Source organism: Pedobacter sp. MR2016-24, from assembly GCF_026239655.1.
In the GTDB taxonomy this organism is placed as follows: Bacteria; Bacteroidota; Bacteroidia; order Sphingobacteriales; family Sphingobacteriaceae; genus Pedobacter.
On the sequence record NZ_JAPIVO010000002.1, the window covers coordinates 750,009 to 772,534 of the forward strand.

At 42.0% G+C, this 22,526-nt stretch carries 21 protein-coding genes; 11 read left to right on the forward strand and 10 right to left on the reverse strand.

Annotated features, from left to right (window positions below; translation table 11 throughout):
* Positions 1 to 4: 4 nt before the first annotated feature.
* From OQX62_RS07430 to OQX62_RS07440, 3 genes are all read right to left on the reverse strand, one after another.
* A complete protein-coding gene (locus tag OQX62_RS07430) occupies positions 5 to 601 on the reverse strand; it encodes a Crp/Fnr family transcriptional regulator (RefSeq protein ID WP_265830812.1) in 597 nt (198 codons plus the stop codon).
* Between the two features lie 80 nt (positions 602 to 681).
* Positions 682 to 1,938, reverse strand: a complete 1,257-nt coding sequence (locus OQX62_RS07435; protein WP_265830813.1) for a hypothetical protein — start codon at positions 1,936 to 1,938, stop codon at positions 682 to 684.
* A 145-nt stretch (positions 1,939 to 2,083) separates the two neighbouring features.
* The gene (locus OQX62_RS07440) at positions 2,084 to 2,929 is read right to left on the reverse strand and encodes a hypothetical protein (RefSeq protein WP_265830814.1); all 846 of its coding nucleotides are present in this window, start codon (positions 2,927 to 2,929) and stop codon (positions 2,084 to 2,086) included.
* Positions 2,930 to 3,075: 146 nt separating this feature from the next.
* Between OQX62_RS07440 and OQX62_RS07445 the strand changes: the two genes are divergently transcribed.
* Positions 3,076 to 3,501 (forward strand): hypothetical protein, encoded by a 426-nt coding sequence (locus tag OQX62_RS07445; RefSeq protein ID WP_265830815.1) that lies wholly within the window; start codon positions 3,076 to 3,078, stop codon positions 3,499 to 3,501.
* 72 nt (positions 3,502 to 3,573) lie between these two features.
* On the opposite strand, the gene OQX62_RS07450 is transcribed toward OQX62_RS07445, so the two are convergent.
* Entirely contained in the window at positions 3,574 to 4,038 is a 465-nt protein-coding gene (locus tag OQX62_RS07450) for a MarR family winged helix-turn-helix transcriptional regulator (protein ID WP_265830816.1), read from the reverse strand.
* Position 4,039: 1 nt separating this feature from the next.
* Entirely contained in the window at positions 4,040 to 4,411 is a 372-nt protein-coding gene (locus OQX62_RS07455; protein WP_265830817.1) for a VOC family protein, read from the reverse strand.
* Between the two features lie 248 nt (positions 4,412 to 4,659).
* Here OQX62_RS07455 and OQX62_RS07460 point away from each other — a divergent pair, with 248 nt between their 5' ends.
* The 6 genes from OQX62_RS07460 (at position 4,660) to OQX62_RS07485 (ending at position 14,413) form a co-directional block, all read left to right on the forward strand.
* Positions 4,660 to 5,220: an RNA polymerase sigma-70 factor gene (locus OQX62_RS07460; RefSeq protein WP_265830818.1), complete on the forward strand. Its 561-nt coding sequence runs from the start codon at positions 4,660 to 4,662 to the stop codon at positions 5,218 to 5,220.
* Between the two features lie 84 nt (positions 5,221 to 5,304).
* The gene (locus OQX62_RS07465) at positions 5,305 to 6,423 is read left to right on the forward strand and encodes a FecR family protein (protein ID WP_265830819.1); all 1,119 of its coding nucleotides are present in this window, start codon (positions 5,305 to 5,307) and stop codon (positions 6,421 to 6,423) included.
* A gap of 259 nt (positions 6,424 to 6,682) precedes the next feature.
* A complete protein-coding gene (locus OQX62_RS07470) occupies positions 6,683 to 9,889 on the forward strand; it encodes a SusC/RagA family TonB-linked outer membrane protein (protein ID WP_265830820.1) in 3,207 nt (1,068 codons plus the stop codon).
* A gap of 11 nt (positions 9,890 to 9,900) precedes the next feature.
* A complete protein-coding gene (locus tag OQX62_RS07475; protein ID WP_265830821.1) occupies positions 9,901 to 11,274 on the forward strand; it encodes a RagB/SusD family nutrient uptake outer membrane protein in 1,374 nt (457 codons plus the stop codon).
* Positions 11,275 to 11,317: 43 nt separating this feature from the next.
* A complete protein-coding gene (locus tag OQX62_RS07480; RefSeq protein ID WP_265830822.1) occupies positions 11,318 to 12,451 on the forward strand; it encodes a TlpA disulfide reductase family protein in 1,134 nt (377 codons plus the stop codon).
* A gap of 309 nt (positions 12,452 to 12,760) precedes the next feature.
* Positions 12,761 to 14,413 carry an ATP-binding protein gene (locus tag OQX62_RS07485; protein ID WP_265830823.1) on the forward strand — a complete coding sequence of 551 codons (1,653 nt, stop codon included), beginning with the start codon at positions 12,761 to 12,763 and terminating at the stop codon, positions 14,411 to 14,413.
* Here the strand turns inward: OQX62_RS07485 and OQX62_RS07490 are convergent.
* The 3 genes from OQX62_RS07490 to OQX62_RS07500 all read right to left on the reverse strand — a co-directional run bounded on the left by OQX62_RS07490 (position 14,376) and on the right by OQX62_RS07500 (position 16,937).
* The gene (locus OQX62_RS07490; protein ID WP_265830824.1) at positions 14,376 to 15,509 is read right to left on the reverse strand and encodes a PAS domain-containing sensor histidine kinase; all 1,134 of its coding nucleotides are present in this window, start codon (positions 15,507 to 15,509) and stop codon (positions 14,376 to 14,378) included. The genes OQX62_RS07485 and OQX62_RS07490 overlap by 38 nt on opposite strands.
* A gap of 134 nt (positions 15,510 to 15,643) precedes the next feature.
* Positions 15,644 to 15,835, reverse strand: a complete 192-nt coding sequence (locus OQX62_RS07495) for a hypothetical protein (protein ID WP_265830825.1) — start codon at positions 15,833 to 15,835, stop codon at positions 15,644 to 15,646.
* A 205-nt stretch (positions 15,836 to 16,040) separates the two neighbouring features.
* A complete protein-coding gene (locus OQX62_RS07500; protein ID WP_265830826.1) occupies positions 16,041 to 16,937 on the reverse strand; it encodes a CorA family divalent cation transporter in 897 nt (298 codons plus the stop codon).
* 213 nt (positions 16,938 to 17,150) lie between these two features.
* On the opposite strand from OQX62_RS07500, the gene OQX62_RS07505 reads away from it, so the two are divergent.
* From OQX62_RS07505 to OQX62_RS07520, 4 genes are all read left to right on the forward strand, one after another.
* Complete coding sequence (locus tag OQX62_RS07505; protein ID WP_265830827.1) at positions 17,151 to 17,624, forward strand: (2Fe-2S)-binding protein; 474 nt, start codon at positions 17,151 to 17,153, stop codon at positions 17,622 to 17,624.
* A complete protein-coding gene (locus tag OQX62_RS07510; RefSeq protein WP_265830828.1) occupies positions 17,621 to 18,226 on the forward strand; it encodes a hypothetical protein in 606 nt (201 codons plus the stop codon). The genes OQX62_RS07505 and OQX62_RS07510 overlap by 4 nt, the downstream gene beginning before the upstream one ends.
* A gap of 32 nt (positions 18,227 to 18,258) precedes the next feature.
* Positions 18,259 to 20,442, forward strand: a complete 2,184-nt coding sequence (locus OQX62_RS07515; protein ID WP_265830830.1) for a xanthine dehydrogenase family protein molybdopterin-binding subunit — start codon at positions 18,259 to 18,261, stop codon at positions 20,440 to 20,442.
* A 72-nt stretch (positions 20,443 to 20,514) separates the two neighbouring features.
* Positions 20,515 to 21,198, forward strand: a complete 684-nt coding sequence (locus tag OQX62_RS07520; RefSeq protein WP_265830831.1) for a carboxymuconolactone decarboxylase family protein — start codon at positions 20,515 to 20,517, stop codon at positions 21,196 to 21,198.
* 36 nt (positions 21,199 to 21,234) lie between these two features.
* Here the strand turns inward: OQX62_RS07520 and OQX62_RS07525 are convergent, their stop codons facing one another.
* The gene (locus OQX62_RS07525) at positions 21,235 to 22,131 is read right to left on the reverse strand and encodes a helix-turn-helix domain-containing protein (protein WP_265830832.1); all 897 of its coding nucleotides are present in this window, start codon (positions 22,129 to 22,131) and stop codon (positions 21,235 to 21,237) included.
* A 224-nt stretch (positions 22,132 to 22,355) separates the two neighbouring features.
* Entirely contained in the window at positions 22,356 to 22,469 is a 114-nt protein-coding gene (locus OQX62_RS25140) for an NrtR DNA-binding winged helix domain-containing protein (protein ID WP_416276554.1), read from the reverse strand.
* Positions 22,470 to 22,526: the final 57 nt, after the last annotated feature.

The window sequence follows — 22,526 nt, forward strand, 5'->3', positions numbered from 1 at the left end:
AAAGCTATGAGACCGTAAAAAATCGCTCTTTCGCCAGTTTTTTTCGGATCCTGCTTAATGATTCTGGCGTGATACCCAAATAGGAGGCGATCATATACTGTGGCACCCGCGCTAAAAGTTCAGGATGCCGGGCAGAGAAAGAACGGTATTTATCATCTGCGGTTGGAATGGTGACCAAATCATGCTGTCCGCGGCTCCCTGATAAACATTCTTTAAGATTATCTGTCAGGAATTGGTTCAGGTGCGGGATTTGCCTGCAGAGTGCCTCGAACTTCAGGTTATTGATCAGCACCACTGTGGTAGGTTCAATAGCATCTATACTATATTTAGAAGGAACACCTCTCCCTACACTTTGTGCATCACCTGCCCATTCATTTTCAATGGCAAAACTATTAATCCTGATTTTTCCGAGACTGTCTGCAAGATAGGTACGGATACAGCCCTGCACAACAATAATAAGATCAGCAGTCTTTTCACCTTCACGCAATAGAAACTCCCCTTTAATAAGTGTTCTGAAGACACAAATCCTGCTGATTTTCTCCCATTCAGCAGGGCTAAGGACAACTTTAGAAGAAAGGTATTGATGAAATTTATCCAGCATTGATCAGGGGGCTAAAGAGGCAAATATAAAACCAGATGGATGTATTTCCATAGAAGGAAACATTTAATGACAATGTATCATCAATTGGGCGTTGCAGAAATAGGATGGGTTTTTTGTTGTATCCCAAAGTCTGAAATATATTTACGGATAGACTCCGGATCTTTGTCTGCAATAGATTTTTTAGAAAACTGCTCCAGATGGCTCATCTTAAGTAATGAGCCGCAGCCTGCTGCGGTAAACAATTCGCTGAGCCCTTCATCGTTTTCAAGATGATAAGCGTTAAAATGAGACATGGTATCTATGCCCAGATATGCTTTATCAGCTTTTTCCAGCATTAAGAGTTCTTTCAGTTTTTTTCCCTCCGGCGTACCGTCATTGGTTAAAAACAGGAATGTAGAAATCAGTATTTTATTTTCACACCATCTGCATAATAAATAACCAACTTTCTGATCTGATAAATAGTAAGGCACCAGGCTGTGGTTGTCTTTTTTTATATATGAAATCACTTCCTGGTCAAAAGATCCTCCCAAACAGATATGTAAAATTCCGGGAGTAATATCTATTCGCTCCTGTAATTTGTTTATAGCGTGCTGTTGTATATAAACAGGTAAAGATACATCGCTACCCACACCCTCAAATCCAATCTGAGCAGGTTTGATATGCGAATGTTTCCACTGTTCATCTGATAAGACCCAACCTATTTTCATTGCGGTCCGCTGATGGTCGTCTATCAGAACTTTTGTTTTTTCGGAGCGGATGCGCTGTATGAAGATGGCATTATCATCAGTTTCCGGATCAATATAAGCCGTATCTGTCATATCTGCATGGAGAATATACTTGTCTAACTCACTCAGGAAAACATTTGCATCAAAAATAGTGGTTTCCAGCATATCTCCTATCCAGGTGTGGTGGTCTGAACCAGGAAGATACTGTTGAAAAGCTTCTTTCACTAAATTTGCATCCCGGAACTGGTTATCTGACATGACGGAAATATAGTTGAGCAATACAATGCCTTCGGAAAGATACCAGGCCAGCGGTATTTCAACCTTAAAATCTGTCTCGATAGTGTGTTCATTGATAAATGCAGTAAATAACTTATTGTATTGTACTACCGTTGATTTCAAAATATCTGAGCCAGGTTTTGCTTTTACTTTTAATGCAGGAACGCGTAGTACTGTAACCGCTTCTAAAAAATAAGATGGGATGAGACCAAATTTCTCGTCACCTATCAGTGCTTTCGCTATAAATCGGATGCGCTCCAAAAACCTTGTCCTTAATTGCTTTTCCCCGGCTTTTTTTGCCTGGAGGTTTGCATTGGTCTTCTTTTTCTTAGCCATATCAATGTAGCCACTTGTTTTGGGAAAATTGGCTTAAGCATAAATATAAATAAATATTGTTTTTATTTAAGCAATAATTCTTCTGTAATGTGTATAAATGTAGTTTTGAGCTGGATGGGTTACCAACTCCTCTGTTTTAGCGGGATTACTTCCTGTACAAAGGACACCTTTTTAACAGGTATTCCAACGGACCACTGTAAGAACCATCAGTGCTAGTAAAAAAGGCTTTATGGGTTTGGTTGTAAATGCTGGCATTGTTGTCCATGTAAATGCCTAAAGAAACACTGACATCGTAACGCTGAACTGAATTGCTGTTACTGTAATCGGAGGTATTTACTTTTACTTTATCGTCACTCTTACGTTTGATATCAGTATTTGTATTGCCATAGGTGCTGCTGGTCACGTATCCTTTGTTTTGTGTTACCGTACCATCAATAATATATTCTACACCCAATATGTCACATATCTCCTTCATTGTAAATCCTATCATTTTGTCGCGCGTTACCCCAGCTTTAATCAGTGCCGCATTTGTTGTGCGGATATCCAGCAGGGTATACCCTGCCGCATGTTTAGACAGAAAGGAATAGGTATCTTCCTGTGCTTTAATCCCCACTTCCTGTGCACCCGCCTGCCTGTCCAGCAGAAAAGCAAAAGGTAGTATGGCAATTTTATTGTGATGATCTGCCGGCGTCGCCGTCATGGATACCGGGTCGTTTTTGCGTGTTTCGGCGGCTTGGGCTGACTGATTAAATGTTTCTACACGCCCACTGGAATGTGTAATTTTTAATACGTCAGACTTTTTAAGGATATATTCCGCCGTTTCTCCGCTATAGATGAAATGAATCTCAGCATCACTTACCTGAGTGACTTTTCCTTTCATTTCTTCGCCATTGGATTTCAATACTATGTCTTGATTAGCCGTGGTTTTGGGTTGAGCGTAAGCGTTTACCATAAATATTACCCCAATAAAAAATAATAGTTTTTTTTTCATCGTCTGAGCCGTTTAATATCAAATATAGTTATATAGTAAAAAACAACAAGTTTGTGACAGATTTGTTGTGATAGTTGATTTGAAAAATAATTTTATTTCGATTTTACTCTATTAATTATTATTTTCAATCACCTAACAAAAACAACATGATGAAAGCATTCAAACTACTCGCGCTATTGGGATTTTTACTGACAGGTTCATTCAGCGCTTATTCACAAACAAATACTGGTAAGGTATATTTAATCAGGGTGACAGGTTACGCCGGGCTGGCTGTGAATTATCACTTTTATATTGACGGTAAGTTAGTGTGCAAGCAAAAAAACAAATCCTATTCTGTGCATGACCTCAGCGTGGGTGACCATACCGTTAGTATCACTACCGGAGGATTACCAACTGCAAAAAAAACAGCTCCATTAAAAATTACAGTAATTGAGGGCAAAACCAATTATGTGAATGTAGTGAGCACAGAAGCCGGCTATGTAAACAAGATCAATTGTCAGGAAATTACCCGGAATTCTGCTGAACCACTTTTAGCGAAGGCTAAGGTAAAAACAAATTGTTTGGCCAAATAGTCAGGCATCCCTGTTCGATTGTATCACTATATCAGGATGTCAACATATATTGATATCCTGATATAAATGTGTTTAGTCTTCCTTATTTTTATTGATCAGTTTTAACATGGTAGCGTTTAAGGCTGAAACATCCAGATCGGGGTTGGAGAAAAATTCCAGATCCGCGGTCTCGATAGCAGTAAGCGCCTTTTGAAGAACCGCACTTCCTGATGAGGTCAGGCTAATAGTTTTTGCCCTGGTATCTGTCTTGTGCTCTTTGCGGGTCAAAAACCTTTTTTCCTCTAAAGTACGCAGTACCTTTGATACCATCATTCGATCGGCATTGCCCTGATTGGCAATATCAATCTGGGTTACCGCATCATTTTCTTTTGAAAGCCAGGCGAGGGCAGCCAACAGTACAAATTGTGTCTGGGTAAGGTCTAGTGGATCCAATACACGTTTTAACTTTCGTTGCCATAATGTGGTCAATTGTCCGAGAAGATAACCCGGACTGTCGTCCGGACTTTTGAAGTGAAAGTCAATATCCTTTTTTATCATTTTATGATAGGTTTTCAGTCTGTAAAAAAGTGATATTGTATCCATCAGGATCTTTTGCAATGATGATTTTTCCAAATGGGGTGTTTTGCACGGGGCCTGATAGCTGTACGTTTTTCTGTAATAAATCGGCCTGCAGCTCTTCTATCTTTCCATCAATAGCAAACCACAGCGATGTACCTACTCCTAGTTCCTTACCCTCTAAATCACCAATGGGCTTTCTGATTGCAAAGCTGGCTTCACCGTCTTTGTATTTGAAAATGCAGGCTGCGGGATTCGCAGCCCCGGTTAGCTCAAAGCCTAATTTGTTAGTGTAAAATTCTTTTGAAACTTCCAAGTCTCTTACCTGAAGAGAGGCAAATTCTAATTTTCTCATCGCGTTGTCTTTATGTTGTCACAAATATAGTATACGCGACAACATAATGCAAATGTATTTCAAAATATCTTTGATCTCGTTGTCATCGCGTCCGGAATGTCAAAATCAAAAGCTGGAAAATGAAATATATTGATTCGGTTTTCTCAAAATGAGAAGCTTACTGAGATTTATCTTTGCTTGCAGGTGAATGAGCTGCAATAATCTATATATTTGTGATAAGGATCACACTACCATCAGTAATTATTATAATGCCTTCCCCCAATATACAAAGCGACTATGAATTGATTGAATTATTAAAGCAGGAAAGCCTACCTGCGTTTAATGAGATCTACCATCGGTATTCGGGACCTATGTATAAGTTTGCATTTAGTATTTTAAAAGATGAAGCTGAATGTGATGATATTTTACAAAATGTCTTTACCTGGTTATGGGACCATAGGAAAAACCTGAAGATCACTTCTTTAAAAGCTTATCTTTTTGCGGCTGTAAAATTTAACCTTGCCGGGGTAATCAGGGTTAGTCAGCGCAGGAGTGAAATTTTAGCAAATGCTCCGGCTTTGAATGAAGCCATTGAAGAGGATAGTCTCGAGCTAAAGGAGCTGATAGAGATCATTAGATCCTTTACATCAAGTTTACCTGACAGGGCCCGGGAGATTTTCGAACTCTCGCGCAAAGAATATTTAACCAATAAAGAAATCGCCCTGCGTTTGGGAATCTCAGAAAAGACGGTAGAGAACCAGATGAATATTTCTTTAAAGAAATTGAAGGTACATTTGGGGCGTATGTCTTTTTGGTTAATGCTGATTTAAAAAAAAATCATTGGGCTTGGGTGCTGACCATAGTTGAGTTCTCTTATTAATGACGGGCAATTAAGAACCTGGCCAACTCAGCCAATGACAGCTAACAATGAATTGCTCCTTATCATGGAGCGCATTTCTAATTCCACTGCAACTGATGCCGAAATTGCTCAATTCAATGTTTGGTGCGACTCTTTTAAAGGGGCAGACCCAGCAATTCAGAACCTCGGGGAGATTAAAGAAAGAGTTCTTTCACGTGTCCACCGCAATATATCTCCAAAGCCCAAGGTTTTTCCGCTATATATTAAATGTATTGCTGTCGCCTCAATAGCGTCGATGGTGATTGGAATATGGTTTTTTACCACTTCACGTATCAGGCTGAAAGCTGCTGAATTCCGCTATGCCAACGACGTTGCCCCGGGTAAACATGCTGCTACACTTACGCTTGCTAACGGGAAAAAAATCTATCTTACTGATGCTGCAGCCGGTAATCTGGCTAATGAATCTGGTGTCAGCATCTCCAGGAACGCAAAGGGAGAAATCGTTTACACGATCACTGAGAATAGTAACGCTGCTGCGGGTGTCATGAATAAGCTGGAAACATCACGTGGTGAGCAGACGCAGGTGCGGTTACCTGATGGCAGTACGGTTTGTCTAAACGCAGCATCTTCACTAAAGTATCCTGTATCATTTGTGAACCAAAAGAATCGAAAGGTCAGTCTTTCCGGTGAGGGATATTTTGAAATTGCAAAGGATAAAACGCATCCATTTATTGTAGAAAGCAAAGGTCAGGAAATAAAAGTATTGGGTACACATTTCAATATTAACGCTTATAGCGACGAATCAAGCTCAAAAACTACCTTGCTTGAAGGTAGTATATTGATCAGTACTGTAAACAATAGTCAAACCTTAATTCCCGGATCTGAAGCGACTAATGACGGAAAAAATATCAATGTTCAACTGGTAGATACGGAACTGGCCGTTGCCTGGAAAAATAATCTGTTCTTATTTGAGAATGAGGAATTAGGGAGCATTATGCGACAAGTGGAACGCTGGTATAATGTAGAGGTCATATATAGTGACAACATCGCTCATGAGCGGTTTGGCGGTGGCGTTTCCAGATTTAATAGTGTTGCTAAACTATTGAAATCCCTTGAGGCTACCGGGAAAGTACACTTCAGAATTGAAGACCGAAAAATTTATGTATTCAAATAATCAATTAATAATTAACCACACAATTATGATGAAAATCTACAAAAACGACTCTTAGATGGCTGAGAAATAAACGAACCGGAAGTGCTGTTCACACTTCCGGTTGCAGTCTGGCAAAATCAATTAACAATCAACTTTAACTGCATGTACCAAAGTTTTCGAGGCTGGAGGTACATGCTAAAACCAAACCTAACAAATGTATATAAATTATACCAGGAACCGCTGTGCGCAAGTATGGCCGTACCAAAAAATATTGCTTATTATGCGACTCACCACCGTATTACTGATGATATGTCTAATGCAGGTTAGCGGAGCCAGCGTTGCACAGAAAATCAGCCTTTCTAAATCAAATGCCTCATTAAAAGCTGTGCTGAAAGACATCAGAATTCAGAGCGGATACGTTTTTCTATATAATGAAGGACAAATCAGAAATGCCCGCCCTGTAACCATTAAAGTAACCAATGCAGATTTTAATGAGGTACTCGACCAGATTTTTGCTGGGCAACCTTTGACATTTATCGTCAATGAGAAAACTATTACAGTGAAAGAGCGAAAAGTGTCTTTCTTGGATCGCGTAGTAAATGCATTAGCAGCTATTGATGTTACCGGCCGTATTGTAGATCAGAATGGATCCCCTGTTTCCGGAGCAACCATATTGGTCAAAGGAGCAAACAGGTCAACTCTTTCGAATGCATCAGGATATTTCAGTATCAATGGCCTTGATGAAAAATCGATATTAATTATCAGTTCTGTAGGCTATCTGACCAGGGAGATTAATGTAAATAAGGATCTGGGAAGTGTCATGCTGGAAATTAGTAATGCCAAACTGGATGAAGTAGTAGTGGTGGCCTATGGCACTACCACCAGACGTCTGAATACCGGGGCCGTAAGTCCGGTTTCTGGCAACGAGATTAGACAGCAGCCTGTTTCCAATCCAATCCTCGCATTAGGCGGACGCGTGCCAGGCTTGTTTATTACACAGAGTGCAGGCTATGCAGGCGCAACTTATTCCGCTTCTATCCGCGGACAAACGAGTTTAGGTTTTCAGTCCAGCACTCCATTATATGTTATTGACGGCATCCCCTTTGGCGACAGGCCAGTGGAGCAGACTGCAGGCGGTGCTGGTTTGCTGGGTTTTAGTCCGCTTAACAATATAAGCCCGGACGAGATTGAAAGTATTAACGTACTCAAGGATGCTGATGCTACAGCCATATATGGTTCCCGTGGCGCAAATGGCGTAATTCTGATTACCACAAAAAAGGGGAGGGCAGGTAATACCCAGCTTTCTGTCGACGTGAACTCAGGATTTGGTGAAGTAACCAACAGGGTAAAGATGCTGGGTACTGCGGATTATCTGAGGATCAGGACGCAGGCTTTTGCAAATGAGGGTATTGTCCCAACGGTTATCAACGCACCGGATCTGCTGTTCTGGGATCAGTCAGCATATACCAATATCCCTGATTTGTTGATAGGACATACCGCTCATCAAACTAAGGCCGCGTTTAATATATCTGGCGGAGACGTTTATAACCAGTTTATTTTTGGCGGGAACTACCGGCGGGAATCTACCGTGATGAAAACATCTACCAGAGATGAGGCAGTGCAATTCCATACGAGTATGCAGCATAGGAGCACAAACGAAAAGTTCAGCATTTCCCTATCGGCAAGTTACAATACAGACAATAACAGTGTGCCAAATTACAATATCGCAATAACGAATTATTCGTTACCGCCCAATTACCCATTATACGAAGCCGATGGCAACTTGTATTTTGGACCGGGCTACAACAATCCTCTTGCGCCGTTCAATTCTATCAGCAGCCTGAAATCAACCAATCTGGTAAGTAGTGTGAATATGAGCTATAAAATAGTGAAGGGGCTGACTGCTAAGGCTGATCTGGGTTACAATTACAATAATGTTTTCAGCACTACCATAACGCCGGCAAGTGCAAGCAACCCGCTCCTGAATTATTCTCCTACATCAACGCTCGGCAATAATTTTATTAAGACCTACATAGCCGAACCACAACTAAACTACAGCCATGCGTGGGGAAAAGGAAAACTGACCGCCCTGGTTGGTGGCAGCTGGCAGCAGATGGAAAGTACGCAGCCTTACTTTGTAATGGGCACTTTCTCTAATCCTCAGCTGGCAACCAGCCTGAACGCACTGACCGTAATCTATAGCTCTTCGGGATATAATAATTATAAATATGATTCCGGATTTGGGAGACTTGAATACGATTACGACGGCAAATACCTTCTCAGTGGTAATTTACGGCGTGATGGCTCCTCGAGGTTTGGGGCTGAAAGGCCTTTCGGAACTTTTGGTAGTGGGGCAGCAGCATGGATTTTTTCTAAAGAGGACTTTAGTATCTCAACTATGCCCTGGTTAAGTTTTGGAAAGTTGCGTGCCAGCTATGGCACCATAGGCAGTGATAAATCTATCCAGGATTACGCTACATTAAGTACTTACAATCCCGGTATCGGCTATGGTCCTACATCCAGCATTTCGCCTTCACGCATCAATAACCCTTATCTGCAGTGGGAAGTGACGAAGAAATTGGATTTTGCTTTGGAACTTGGTTTTTTAAACGACCGCATTTTCCTTTCTGCAAATTACTACCGAAATCGTTCAAATAATTTGCTCGGCAACATGCCTCTGCCAATACAGGCCGGATTTAATGATTATAGTGCCAATCTTCCTGCTACTGTACAGAATAAAGGTTTGGAATTTGAACTCTCTACCTTGAATGTTAAAACTCAAAGTCTTACGTGGCGGACTTCGTTTAACATCTCTAGCCCCCGTAATAAACTGCTTGCCTTCCCGGATCTGGATAACTCTGTTTATGCGAATACTTATGTTGTTGGTCATTCCCTTAACCTGATTACCGCGCTGCACTCGACCGGCATAGTTGACGGTATTGCCACAGCACAGGATATGAATGGCGACGGTATGATCACTTCAGGATTGGCTGCGAATGGGAGCGGCGACTTTATTGTGGCCGGCACTTCCGATCCAAAATTTTTTGGCGGTCTGAACAATACATTTAATTACAGAGGATTTCAACTGGATTTCCTTTTTCAGTTTGTGAACAGAAAGGCAAGAAGGGGTGATCTGAATTTTACAGCATATCCTGGAACGGGTTACAATATTCCGGAAAGCTTTCTGGATGTTCCGCTGAAGTATTCTTCAAGGTATGGTACGCCGGCGACTAATGCCTTTTATTATTACACAGCTTCAGACGCTGTTATAGAAAGTGCATCATTTGTGCGACTAAAAAATGTTTCCCTGTCGTACACCTTCCCGTTGGCCATAGCAAAACAGTTCAAAATTTCGGCACTCCAGCTATATTGCCATGGGCAGAATCTCCTGACCTTCAGTAAATATAAAGGATTGGATCCTGAAACATTAACCACTAGTCTCCCACCGCTACGCATGCTGGTAACTGGTATCAAATTCACTTTATAACCCTTGTATCCATGAAATTAGATCATACATTTAAAATATTCGCCGCAGTTGGATTAGTACTGCTATTGGGTTCCTGTAAAAAATTAATTGACGTGGGACCTTCAAAGACTGAACTGCTTACGACTACAGTTTTTAAGGATTCAGCCACCGTGCAGTCGACCTTGGCAGGCCTGTACGAATCCTTTGCCCCTCAGACCGGAGCTTACCGGAACAGTATCTCCACATTGCTGGCATTGAGTGCCGATGAGCTCCAGTACAATGGTAATAATTTTGACGCATTTACGAATAACGCCATTTTATCTACAGACGGAAATGCAGCAGGTATCTGGGAAGACTCTTATAAAACTATTTATGTAGCAAATGCAATATTGGAAGGCGTGTCCTCCGCAGACGGCATCTCCCTGAGGTTTAAGCACCAGGCTTCGGCTGAGGCGAGGTTCATCAGGGCTTTTTGTTACTTCTACCTGGTAAATGTATATGGAGATGTGCCTCTGGTGTTGAGTACGGATGTTTCTAAGAATGCGAATATGGCAAGAACAGCTGCAGCTGAAGTCTACAGTCAAATCATCGAAGACCTGAAATTTGCACAGGCTAACCTGCCATCGGATTATTCAATTTCTGATGGCAGCAGGACCCGAGCAAACAGATGGGTAGCTACAGCCATGCTGGCAAGGGTATATTTGTACAATAAGAACTGGACAGCAGCCGAAACTCAGGCCAGTAGCATCATCAATAATGAAAGTCTGTTTGAATTGAACGCCAACCTGAATTCCGTTTTTAGTGCGACCAGCAAAGAGGCAATATGGCAATTGTATAATGATAACAGCGGTTATACCTGGTACGCCACAGAGGTGTTGCCAAACCCCGTGACGCAGATTCCAACTTACTTTTTAACTCCTGCGCTGCTTGGGGCATTTGAGACAAATGATGCCAGAAAAGCCAACTGGGTAGGAAGCACTATTTACAGCGAGCTTGTTTATAGTTATCCTTATAAATATAGGAGCTTGCAAAGCGGCTCAAATACAGAGTATTATACCATACTCAGACTGGCCGAGCTATACCTTATCAGGGCGGAGGCCCGTGCACAGCTTGGTAATACTACAGGTGCCCGGGAAGATATATTTGTTTTACGTGGCCGTGCCGGGCTGGGCAATACGCCGGCTGTGGATAAAGAGGGGCTTTTACTTGCCATTGAACAGGAACGCAGGATTGAACTCAACAGTGAATGGGGACACCGATGGCTCGATCTTAAACGTACGGGACGTATCAATGCCGTACTTGGAGCTGTAAAACCTTCCTGGAAGCCATCGGCAGCGCTGTATCCTGTGCCTAACGGACAACGTATATTGAACCGTAGCCTTACACAGAACCCCGGCTATAATTAATGATTGTAACCAAATAAATAATGATATTTTCAACCAAATAGATATGAAACTCAAATCTTTTCTATTAACAATCTGCGTATTAGTCAGCACTGGTTTACAGGCTCAGCACAAGTTTAACCTGTATGGTTATATTACAGGCCTAACCGTTCCCACTTATGCCTTTCTCGCCTATACCGATGGCAGCAAATTCCTGCGTGACTCCGTTCAGATCTCAGAGGGAAAATTCTCTTTTAAAGGAATGGTAAGTCGCCCTGTCAGGGCGAACCTATGGTTGATGTCTTCTGATCAAGTCAAAAAACAACTTAAAGTTGGTGATGTCATGCCTGAGATTGACGGGACTGACATGATGCTGGAACCGACCGAGATCAGGGTTGAGGGAGCTACAGTTACTTCTGCTAAGATAACTGGCGGTCAGGTACAAGCTGATTACGTTTTATATAAACGCTTGATAGATTCTGCAGGCCAGGCCGTATACAACATCTGGAAAGCAAAGCAGGCAACGTTATCTGCAGATTCCATTGGCGCTTCTAACGAAGAAATGGTATCGGAACGGTATTCAAAAATCAATCAAGCTATAAAAGCCTTTGTAGTTAGTCACCCGGGTTCTCAGGTATCATACAATTTTCTGACTGATAACGCTATAGCTATTGAAAATCCTGATGATTTTGAAGTAATGTACAATGCTGTAAGTCCGGCCTACAAATCTTCTGCGGATGGAAAACTGGTGGCTCAGCGACTCGCTATGGCAAAAAAGTTTGCCATTGGACAACCTGCTGTTGATTTTAGCCAGATGGACGATAAGGGGAAAATAGTTTCACTTGCAGCGGTGAACAGGGGTAAGTATGTACTGATTGACTTTTGGGCAAGCTGGTGCGGTCCCTGCCGGGCGGAATATCCATATCTTAAAGAAGCCTATGCCATGTTCAGGGATAAAAATTTTGAGATCATTGGAATATCATTAGATGATAAAAAGTCAAACTGGCTGGAGGCAATCAGGTCAAACGGTTTTCAATGGATAGAACTGTGTGATCTCAAGGGACGTCAGAATGCAGTAGCAAAAGCCTATGGCGTAGTGGCAATCCCGCAAAGTCTTTTAATCGACCCGATGGGAAAAATCATTGCCAAGAATCTCCGGGGTGAAGATCTGCTTCAGAAGCTGAATGAAATATTTAAATAAGAAGTAATAGGCCGGTATAATAACCGGCTTATTTATGAATATCTCTTAATTTCTCTACGAAATTCAGCAATGTTCAGTAAAACGGAATGTAACTCAGTAGCTTGATATGCTGGTAATTAAAGAAACCACTATTCAAAGATGTGCATCAGCCGTGTGAATTTGACGTAATAACTTAAGACTAAACAGATCATGGATTAGATATTAGGGTACTAATCATGAACGAAATGATTAGCCTTAATTACAGAGGAATAATGGAATGAACAGGCAGCTTTCTTGCCTTTATCCATATATTCGTCTATTCGTATTGAAATGAAGTCATATAACCCACCCTCGTCAGCTACGCTAAAGGCATTGGAAACGGCGCCGGGCGCTTTTTTAGTGCTCTCCCCGGATCTCTATATACTTACCGCAAGCAACCTCTATCTGGAGGCGACGAAGACCGAGCGTGAAGCCCTCCGTGGCAGGCATATTTTTGATGCCTTTCCTGATAATCCAGATCTGCCGGAGGCAGATGGAATGAAGAACATCAATGCATCTTTGCAGGAAGTGCTGCGGACTAAAAAGCGCCATGTAATGAATTTTCAGCGCTATGACGTGCCGGATATTGCTCATCCAGGGAAATTCATTACGCGATACTGGGATCCCAGTCATACGCCTGTTCTGGATGATAACGGAGAGATCAGTTATATCGTGCAACTTGCTACAAATGTAACGGATCAGGTACTCATGGGAAGGCAGCTGGCCCAGAGCAGGAATGCACAGGTAGAGTCTGCCTTGGAGGTAAGTTCGCTGACGTCAAAGCTGGATCTTGCGGAAAAGGAACTTTTATCACTTAACATCAGCCTGGAAAAGCAAGTGGGGCAGCGCACTGTTGAATTGAAAAATAGTGAGGAAAATTTACAGGCAGCTTTTGATGCGGCGGACCTGGGTAGCTGCAGTTTGAACTTAAAAACCGGGCAGGCAAAGCTGTCGCAGAGATACCGCTCCCTGTATGGTCTGCCGCTTTCCGGAGAGATCACCTGGGAAATGGTGACAGCGGCGGTGGAACCGGAGTTCCTGGAAGAAGTGAACATGGCAATGATCAATGCAGCCGAAAAAGGCACACCGGTAGACAGTACCTATGCCATTCGGCACCTGGAGACTGGAGAAAGGCGCTGGATGCGGGTGGCAGGAAAGGTTCGTCCTGATGGGGAAGGAAGTTTTTCGCATATCTATGCGGTGGTGATGGACGTGACAGTACAGAAGGAAGATGAGCAGCGTAAGAATGATTTTATTGCTATGGTTTCCCATGAACTCAAAACACCGCTTACGTCAATTACAGGATATACGCAGGTGCTAGCTAAGCTATTTAAAAATAATGACGGTTTAGCGCCCCGGTTATTAGAAAAAATGGAACGGCAGGTGAAAAAAATGTCTGTAATGATAGATGGCTTTCTGAATATCTCCAGACTGGAGGCGGGCAAGATACACCTGGATGTGCAGCGTTTTGATATGGCAGCACTTTTGGCCGAGGTGGCAGAGGAGTTTGATGCCACCATATCTTCCCACAAGATTCTTTTTCCTGAAGTGCAGCAGGTTTTGGTAGAGGCTGACCGTAACAAGATCGGGCATGTGATCAATAATCTGCTTTCCAATGCCATAAAATATTCACCATCAGGTGCTGTTATTGCCGTAAAGTGCGAAAACAATGAAAGTGAAATCATATTTTCAGTTCGCGATGAAGGGATTGGAGTAAACCCGCAGGACCTGCCCAAGCTTTTTGACCGTTACTACCGCGTGGCGGGAATGCAGATCAATATGGCATCCGGTTTTGGTATCGGCTTGTATCTTTCAGCTGAAATTATCTCCCGGCATGGGGGCAGAATATGGGCAGAGAGTGAGCCTGGAGAAGGCTCAACATTCTATTTTAGTTTACCAAAAATGATCAGTCAGGATTTTTGTCAACAACAAAATATACTTTAAAAGTAGTGCTTTCATTGAGTCTGCTCTCCACTTCTATCTTACCGCCAAGTGCTTCGATTTGGGATTTTACAATAAACAGTCCCATACCTTTAGCATCGGCATTTCCATGAAAGGTTTTATACATGCCAAAGATTTTATCTCCCTGAGCATCCAGATCGATACCCATTCCATTGTCTTTAAAAATCAAAACCTTATATTTTCCACTTTGATAGAAAGATAAATCAATCTCTAATTGTCTGTCAGGTGATTTATACTTGAGTGCATTGGTTAACAAGTTCAGGATGATGCTTTCCAGGTAAGCCGCATTGGTTTCCAGATAGGCTTTATCATCAAAATAATAATTGATTTGAGTATTTGCATTGGTAAACAATACTTTGATACTATCAATAATTCTCATGACCTCCTCTTTTACCACTATCTTTTTAACAGGTAAATTGGTGTTTGTTTGTATATTAATGATGTCATTCAGGTTAAAAATGGTCGCATCCAAACTATGAATGCTCTTTTTGATCATTTCCCAATTGTTAATTTTGTCTTCGTCATCGCTTAACTCATTTAAGTCCATAATGCCTATGATATTGGCTACATGTGAGCGGATATTGTGTGAAATGATATAGGTAAAGTTCACCAGCTTTTTGTTTTGTTCGGCAGTTACATCAACCAGTGCCTGTAATTCCTGCTGCCTCAAAATAAGGGAAGTGATATCATGGCCAATGCAAAGCACTTCCAGTGGATTACCTGCTGCGTCTAAGATTAATTTAAACTCCCATTGGGTAGAGACCATTCCTTTACGATGTGGTTTTCTCAATATGACCCAATGTGATGTGCCCGGCTCAGCGAAACATTTCCCTACAGTATCAATGCATAACTGGTGATCTTCCGGGATGATGAGGTCAATTGACGGCCTGCCAATCCATTGGTCCGGATTAAGTTCAAACATCTTACAGAAGAAGGGATTCATATAGCTGTAATTTCCTTCCAGATCCGTTTTAATAGCATAGAAGGAATTGTTTTCTATGATCGAACGGTAATAAGTATCGTCTCTTTGTATGTCGTTACTGAGTTCATGTATATTATCCGGGTAAATACTCATCATTGTCGTCTATAGCTTGTGAATTTTTGATATGCCCAAATTGCAAATGGCCATTTTGCTATAAGGATGCTTATTAACGGCAGGGAATCAACTGTGGTTTTGAAAAAAAGCTATATGACAATTTGATGATATGAGACTTACTCCCCAACCATTGACCTTCTGAAATCCAGGATCTTTTCTATGATATACGCAGATACGACCATATGCATGAACCTGACAACTTCAGGTGGGGCTACGTTTTTCAATAGCTGGAGATCGTCATAACTTTCTTCTTCCCATTCCTCCGTTAATCGGGGTATGAGCTCTTCATATTTCCAGTTTTGTTCCATAAGAGAAATGAGCATATGAGAGTGCGCTGCTATCCATGTGAGTGAGTGGCCCTTGTATTCCATCTTCACCCCGTCCATCATTTTATGGTTTAGTATGGTCTTTTTAACCTGCTTCATAAAATCTTGCTGTAAATGGCCTATGCCAGTATCATTACAGTGTGTTTTGAAAGAAAGCTTTCCTAAATGGCAGAAGAAATTGTGAGACTTACAGCCAGTTTTTTCTTTTAAACCAAAAGAAAATCAGTACGGTTACGATAGCCATCAGGAGCATTACTCCCGGATAGCCCAGTTTCCAGCCTAATTCTGGCATATATTTAAAGTTCATTCCATAAATTCCGGCAATAAAAGTGAGCGGCATAAAAAAAACGGAAAAGATAGTGAGGATGCGCATCGTATCATTTGTCTTCTGTGAAGAGGTAGAGAAATAAATCTGCAGGAGCTGATGCACGTTTTCCGAAGCGCTGGCATAAACGTTCTGTAGTTTCACATATAAATCCCTGGTGTTCCGGGTATCTTCATTCCCTTCGGCATTATCGACATTGTCTACAATCTCAGAGGAGAGTACCAGCATTCTGTGGAGTAGATCTACTTTGCGCTTCAAATGGTAGAGACCCTTTAAAAGCGACGCTTTTTTACTTCTCAGAAAGATAGTCTCTTCATAAAAGTCGGCCGATTTAGTAAGCTGTACGGATGCAGTATCGTAGGTTAAAAGGCACTTTAACAGCACCTCATTCAGGACCTGCTCTGTATGCTGATATTTCCTGGAATCAATTAAGGATTTAACCGTAGCGGTGAATGGATGCGCTGTACGGTGGATGGTGATGATAAATTTCTCATTGTAAAATATGGCAATCTTATTGGTCAGTTCCTGCACAGAGTCTGCTTCTAAAGTATCTTTGCCGGTATGTACGCGGAAGATGATAAAATTGTAATGCTCCCTTTTTTCAAATTTGGGCAGGTGGTCGGGTTGCAGACAATCCCTCACCAGTGCATCATGTAAATCATATTCACGGGCAATTTTTTCCAGTTCTTCTTTAGCCGGACTAACAATGTCTATCCAGGTAAATCCATTTCCATTTTCTTCTGTGAGGTATTGTACCATATCTGCTGCTTATAACAGTACAAATTGATAAATATTTTATCAATTTGTAAGAAACATGATTTTAATTTATTGTAGGAAATACTATCAATGGGCAGGGAGATCTTATACAAGTATATATTTTACTCTATTTCCTACCATTATTACTGATATGGGAGTTCGGAATCTGAATTCAGCAGCCAATTCTGTATTTTAGTAATAACAACAACAAAATCTATGATCAATCTTAATGTAAACCATAAAGTTTACCAGGTGGATGCTGATCCTAATATGCCACTATTGTGGGTAATTAGAGATCTCATCGGTTTGACCGGTACAAAATATGGCTGCGGTGTAGCACAATGTGGTGCATGTGTAGTCCACTTAAATGGGGAAGCGGTGCGCTCATGTGTAACCAAAGTAAGCCGTGCTGAAGGGCAGCAGGTAACTACCATCGAAGGATTATCCGCTCAAAATAATCACCCTCTGCAAGTGGCATGGAATGAAGAGAATGTACCTCAGTGCGGATATTGTCATTCCGGACAGATTATGTCCGCTGCAGTCCTTTTAAGGGAGAAAGCCGATCCTACTGATCAGGATATTGATGATGCCATGGCCGGTAACCTTTGCAGGTGCGGTACCTATCTGCGCATCCGTAAAGCGATTCACCTGGCCGCCGAACTGCAAAAAAAGGAAGGAGGCAGCGTATGAAATCATTTGTGGTAATGGGGATTATACTCTGTATGATCGGATTAATGGCTTTTGCTATGCATCGTGAACAGCGTTCTGCAGCTGGGCTCACCACACCTATTGTGGTTAAAAAAGATAGTATTGCCTCTGTGAAAGCTTTTACGGCGGTTTATAAAGTACTGATGAGTCCACGCTGTATGAACTGTCACCCATCTGGAGACATTCCGCTGCAGGGAGATGATAGTCATTTACACACCATGTTTCCGAAGAGGGGTAAAGATGGTAAAGGAATTCTTGCAATGAAATGCGCAAATTGCCATCAGCCGGAAAACTCACCCGGTTTGCATACCCCTCCAGGAAATCCAAACTGGCATTTGCCACCAGCAGATATGAAGATGGTGTTTGAAGGTAAAACTCCTCGTCAATTGGCTAAACAGCTGATAGATCCTGAACAAAACGGGCATAAAGACCTGAAAAAACTGATTGCGCATGCAGATGACGGACTGGTTTTAGCAGGATGGAATATGGGTGAAGGTCGAACGCTGCCGCCTGTGAGTCATGCTGCGTTTAAAAAAGCCTGGATCACCTGGCTCACTACCGGTGCTTATGCGCCAAAGAAATAATAAGATTTCAATTGATTCTTTAAGAATAATATATGTCAGTATCAGAAGAAGCTGAACGCCTGTCCAGGAGGAATTTCCTCAGGATGGCAGGTATAGGAGGCACAGCGCTTTGCCTTGGATTATATACATCAGGTCAGGCTGGTGTGAAAGTGATCAATCAGGCATTGGTCAATGCTGCAAGTGAAGGTGTGGAATTAGCCGCCTGGATTATCATCAATACCAGTGGTAAAGTCACGCTTATCTGCCACCGCGCCGAAATGGGGCAGGGTGTATACCATTCCATTGCGCAGATTATTGCCGAGGAGTTAGAGGTTGACCTCTATGGAGTGGATATTCAGCTGACTCAGGGTGATGAAAAAAAATATGGTAGTCAGCTGACAGGTGGAAGTTCCACCATCAGGGGGAGCTATAAAAACCTGTTAAAGTTAAGTGCAACTGCACGTGAGGTGCTGATTATGGCGGCTGCGGCACGATGGGGAGTAGCTGCTGACGCATGTTATGCAGAGTCAGGACATGTAATTCATAAAGCTTCGGGTAAAAAATTCCACTATGGAGAGCTGGTTGCTGATGCTGTTAAGCTAGCACCTCCAAAAGAGGTAAAGCTCAAACCACGATCGGCCTACCAAATTATTGGTAAAGGAAATCACCGTAGAGATACACCCATGAAAACAAATGGGGAAGCTATTTTTGGAATTGATAAACGGCTTCCCGGACTGCAGTTTGCAGCTGTTAAGCGTAACCCGCGACTACGCGGTAAAGTAAAAAGCTTTGATGCTTCGGCTGCTTTACAAGTTCCGGGTGTAACGAAGGTTTTTAAGGTGGTAATGGGAGTGTGGGACACTGACAGGGAAGGAGTGGCTGTGGTGGCTAATTCTACCTGGGCAGCTATAGAAGGAAAAAAAGCGCTGCGGGTGGAATGGGATGATACTGGCTTTGAACATATCAGTACCGCGGAGATTTATAGTCGCCACCGGGAATTGCTGCAAAGCAGCGAGGGCTTACCTTTAAAAACTCAGGGTGACCCGACAGGAATCATCTCGCAGTCAGACCATAAACTGGATGTGATCTACGAGACCCCTTACCAATCTCACAGCTGTATGGAACCGGTAAACTGCATTGCGCACTTTCAGGGTGATAAAGTGGAGATCTGGGGACCTGTACAGGCACCTAACTGGATACAAGATTACGTCAGTAAAAAAATGGGGCTGGCGCGGGAGAACGTGATCGTGAACATGACTTTTTTAGGTGGTGGTTTTGGTCGCAAAGCGATGCCGGATTATCCTTATGAGGCTGTTTTAGTTTCTAAAGAGATCGGTGCGCCGGTGCAGGTAGTGTGGACAAGGGAAGACGATGCCACTCAAGGTCCTTTCAGGCCAGGTGTTTCTTATCGTTGTGAAGGTGCAGTTGAAGACGGCGGGATTACTGCGCTTAAGTTCCGTATGGCAGGTCAGAATAATGATCACTGGCGTGGCGGTGACAATGGGAAACCGAACCGAAGCACCTCCGAAGGGTTTTTAAAACCTTATTACGATACGATCAAAAACATCAGTTTTGCTGATCTGCCTTTCAAAACGCCTATACCAACCAGTTTCTGGCGCTCTGTTTATGCATCTACCAATGGTTTTGCCTACGAAAGCTTTATGGATGAACTTGCACACAAAGCGGTTAGAGATCCGCTGGATCTACGGAGGCAATACCTGAAGGATGAAAGAAGCCAGCTCCTGATCGATAAAATGGAAGAAGTTTCCGGCTGGAAAAGCAGAAAAAAGAACGATGGATATGGTGTGGCCATCACAGAATGTTTTGCCAGCACAGTAGGACATATTGTGAAGGTTTCCAAAGGGAAAACCGGTGGAATTCATATCGACAAAGTTTGGGTGGTAGTAGATTGTGGCTGGTACGTGAATCCTGATATTATCACAGCGCAGGTAGAAGGCAGTGTGGTCATGGCTATAGGTGCAGCGACAATTCATGAGATCACCTTTAAAGATGGTATGGTAGAACAGCGTAATTTTTACGATTATAAAATGCCGAGGATTATGGATATACCACCAATAGAGGTACACATTATGGAGAATGACGAAGATGCAGGGGGTATGGGCGAACCTGGTTTACCCGCTTTTGCACCTGCTTTAACCAATGCCATCTTTGATTTGACAGGAAAACGAATCAGGAAACTGCCATTTGATATGGGTAATGCAGGAATGGAAAAGTAGAGAGATGTAAGTTGATATTATAATTAAAAAGAGGCGATGAAACCAGTTATTAAATTTTTGCTATTACTATGTATGATGTCAATTAATGTAAAGGCGCAATCGGAAAGGTCAGCGCTTAGCACTTTAAATCCGAAACAGAAAAATCTGATCACCATTTCTTCTTATACTGCCCAGGGCAATCTGGCAAATTTAAAGACAGCATTAAATAGCGGGCTTGATGCCGGCGTTACCGTTAATGAAATACGGGAATCATTTGTCCACCTTTATGCCTATTGTGGTTTCCCGAGGAGTCTGAGAGGGATTATGACCTTTATGGAGGTGATTAAAGAACGACAGGCAAAAGGTATCAAAGATAGAACTGGCCCGGAAGCGTCGCCCGTAAAAGATAACAGGGGCAAATATGTACGTGGAAAACAGACGCTCGAAGAATTAACAGGAATGAAGGAAAAGGACCCGAAGACAGGCTATGCGGCTTTTGCTCCGGAAATTGAGGTATTCCTTAAAGAACACTTATTTGCTGATATTTTTGAACGCGATGTTTTAACCTATCAGGAAAGAGAATTGGTCACCGTTTCGGTATTGAGCAGTATAGGTGGTGTAGAACCTATGTTGCAATCACATTTAGGTATTTGTTTAAATGTAGGGATAACACCTGAACAGCTTGGAGAATTTATGGCGGTTATTAAAACTACTGTTACAAAAGAAAATGCAACATCAGCTGAAGCTGTGTTAGATGAGGTACTTAAAAAGAAATAAAAACAATTACATCCGAATAAAGAAAATTCCATATCCCTAATTCATAGAACGATATTCGTTTGGCGTTTGTCCAACACGTTTTTTAAACAGGCGGGCGAAGTGCTGGGGATATTTGAATCCCAGTTCAAACGCAACCTGGTTGATCGATTTATCTTTGTCAAATATTTTTTCTTTAGCCAGCGCGATCAGTTTCAATTGAATATGCTCAACAGCGGTTTTACCAGTCTCTTTTTTCACCAGGTCACCAAAGTAATTAGGCGATAAATGCAATGCATCGGCACAATAAGCTACAGAAGGTAAACCCAATAATTCTGCCTTATCAGAACTAAAGTAATCATTCAACAGGTTTTCAAATTTAGCTATCACCCCCTCATGCACATGATCACGGGTGATAAACTGCCTGTCGTAAAAGCGTACACAATAGTCCAGAAACAATTCAATATTAGAGACGATCAATCTTTTACTGTGTTTATCAATCGCGCGTTCCAGTTCATATTCAATCTTTGAGAAGCAGTCCAGTATAATTTTCCTTTCCTTGTCTGACAAATGAAGGGCCTCGTTAGACTGGTAGCCAAAAAAGGAAAATTCCTGAATGCGACGGCCGAGAGAAGTGCCATGTATCAGGTCAGCATCGAATACCAGCGCATAACCTTTAGGCTGATAATATTCGCCATTACTGTTTATGCCCGCCACCTGTCCCGGCGCGAGAAAAACCAGTGTCCCTTCCTGATAATCATAAGTGTTTCTTCCATATACGAGGTCACCGCAGTTCACATCCTTAAGAAAGATTGTATAAAAACCGAAGTACATACGTGAACCTTGTCTCGGATCTGCTTTTGACAGATCGACAATACTCACCAGCGGATGCTTAGTGACGTTTTTGTTAAAAGCATTGTACTCGTTAACGGTATTGAATGTTTGCAATGTTTCCATGTCCATTCCCTTTATTTATTCAAATGTATTAATTAAAAATTCAGGCATCGGAATAAGTCTGGGAATCAGTAAAAGTGGTATAAAAATCAGTAAATTGTATACTATCAGCAATTTGATTCTGTGGAACCTAAAGATCTAGAATGTTTTATATATTCCTTTCCCTTTTTTATCAAAATAGTTTCATTAAATCTGAAGGGTGTTGGTGCTCTATATCTTTGAACCTTTCACTTGGTGAAACTGGAATTTAATATATCCAGACTTGTAATTTTTTTTGAAAAGTTCCCTCTATCTAATGTCTTGTCCAGCAGGAGTTCATATAAACGCTGAAGGTCTGACATGGAGAAGGTTTACGGTTTGTTGCATTTGCTTCTTGCTAACAGATTAATTGAAACGCT

Excerpts from the sequence above, each read along its gene's own strand:
- OQX62_RS07430 (WP_265830812.1), bottom strand. The coding sequence starts at position 601 with ATGCTGGATAAATTTCATCAATACCTTTCTTCTAAAGTTGTCCTTAGC.
- OQX62_RS07435 (WP_265830813.1), bottom strand. The coding sequence starts at position 1,938 with ATGGCTAAGAAAAAGAAGACCAATGCAAACCTCCAGGCAAAAAAAGCC.
- OQX62_RS07440 (WP_265830814.1), bottom strand. The coding sequence starts at position 2,929 with ATGAAAAAAAAACTATTATTTTTTATTGGGGTAATATTTATGGTAAAC.
- OQX62_RS07445 (WP_265830815.1), top strand. The coding sequence starts at position 3,076 with ATGATGAAAGCATTCAAACTACTCGCGCTATTGGGATTTTTACTGACA.
- OQX62_RS07450 (WP_265830816.1), bottom strand. The coding sequence starts at position 4,038 with ATGATAAAAAAGGATATTGACTTTCACTTCAAAAGTCCGGACGACAGT.
- OQX62_RS07455 (WP_265830817.1), bottom strand. The coding sequence starts at position 4,411 with ATGAGAAAATTAGAATTTGCCTCTCTTCAGGTAAGAGACTTGGAAGTT.
- OQX62_RS07460 (WP_265830818.1), top strand. The coding sequence starts at position 4,660 with ATGCCTTCCCCCAATATACAAAGCGACTATGAATTGATTGAATTATTA.
- OQX62_RS07465 (WP_265830819.1), top strand. The coding sequence starts at position 5,305 with ATGACAGCTAACAATGAATTGCTCCTTATCATGGAGCGCATTTCTAAT.
- OQX62_RS07470 (WP_265830820.1), top strand. The coding sequence starts at position 6,683 with ATGCGACTCACCACCGTATTACTGATGATATGTCTAATGCAGGTTAGC.
- OQX62_RS07475 (WP_265830821.1), top strand. The coding sequence starts at position 9,901 with ATGAAATTAGATCATACATTTAAAATATTCGCCGCAGTTGGATTAGTA.
- OQX62_RS07480 (WP_265830822.1), top strand. The coding sequence starts at position 11,318 with ATGAAACTCAAATCTTTTCTATTAACAATCTGCGTATTAGTCAGCACT.
- OQX62_RS07485 (WP_265830823.1), top strand. The coding sequence starts at position 12,761 with ATGAAGTCATATAACCCACCCTCGTCAGCTACGCTAAAGGCATTGGAA.
- OQX62_RS07490 (WP_265830824.1), bottom strand. The coding sequence starts at position 15,509 with ATGATGAGTATTTACCCGGATAATATACATGAACTCAGTAACGACATA.
- OQX62_RS07495 (WP_265830825.1), bottom strand. The coding sequence starts at position 15,835 with ATGGAACAAAACTGGAAATATGAAGAGCTCATACCCCGATTAACGGAG.
- OQX62_RS07500 (WP_265830826.1), bottom strand. The coding sequence starts at position 16,937 with ATGGTACAATACCTCACAGAAGAAAATGGAAATGGATTTACCTGGATA.
- OQX62_RS07505 (WP_265830827.1), top strand. The coding sequence starts at position 17,151 with ATGATCAATCTTAATGTAAACCATAAAGTTTACCAGGTGGATGCTGAT.
- OQX62_RS07510 (WP_265830828.1), top strand. The coding sequence starts at position 17,621 with ATGAAATCATTTGTGGTAATGGGGATTATACTCTGTATGATCGGATTA.
- OQX62_RS07515 (WP_265830830.1), top strand. The coding sequence starts at position 18,259 with ATGTCAGTATCAGAAGAAGCTGAACGCCTGTCCAGGAGGAATTTCCTC.
- OQX62_RS07520 (WP_265830831.1), top strand. The coding sequence starts at position 20,515 with ATGATGTCAATTAATGTAAAGGCGCAATCGGAAAGGTCAGCGCTTAGC.
- OQX62_RS07525 (WP_265830832.1), bottom strand. The coding sequence starts at position 22,131 with ATGGAAACATTGCAAACATTCAATACCGTTAACGAGTACAATGCTTTT.
- OQX62_RS25140 (WP_416276554.1), bottom strand. The coding sequence starts at position 22,469 with ATGTCAGACCTTCAGCGTTTATATGAACTCCTGCTGGACAAGACATTA.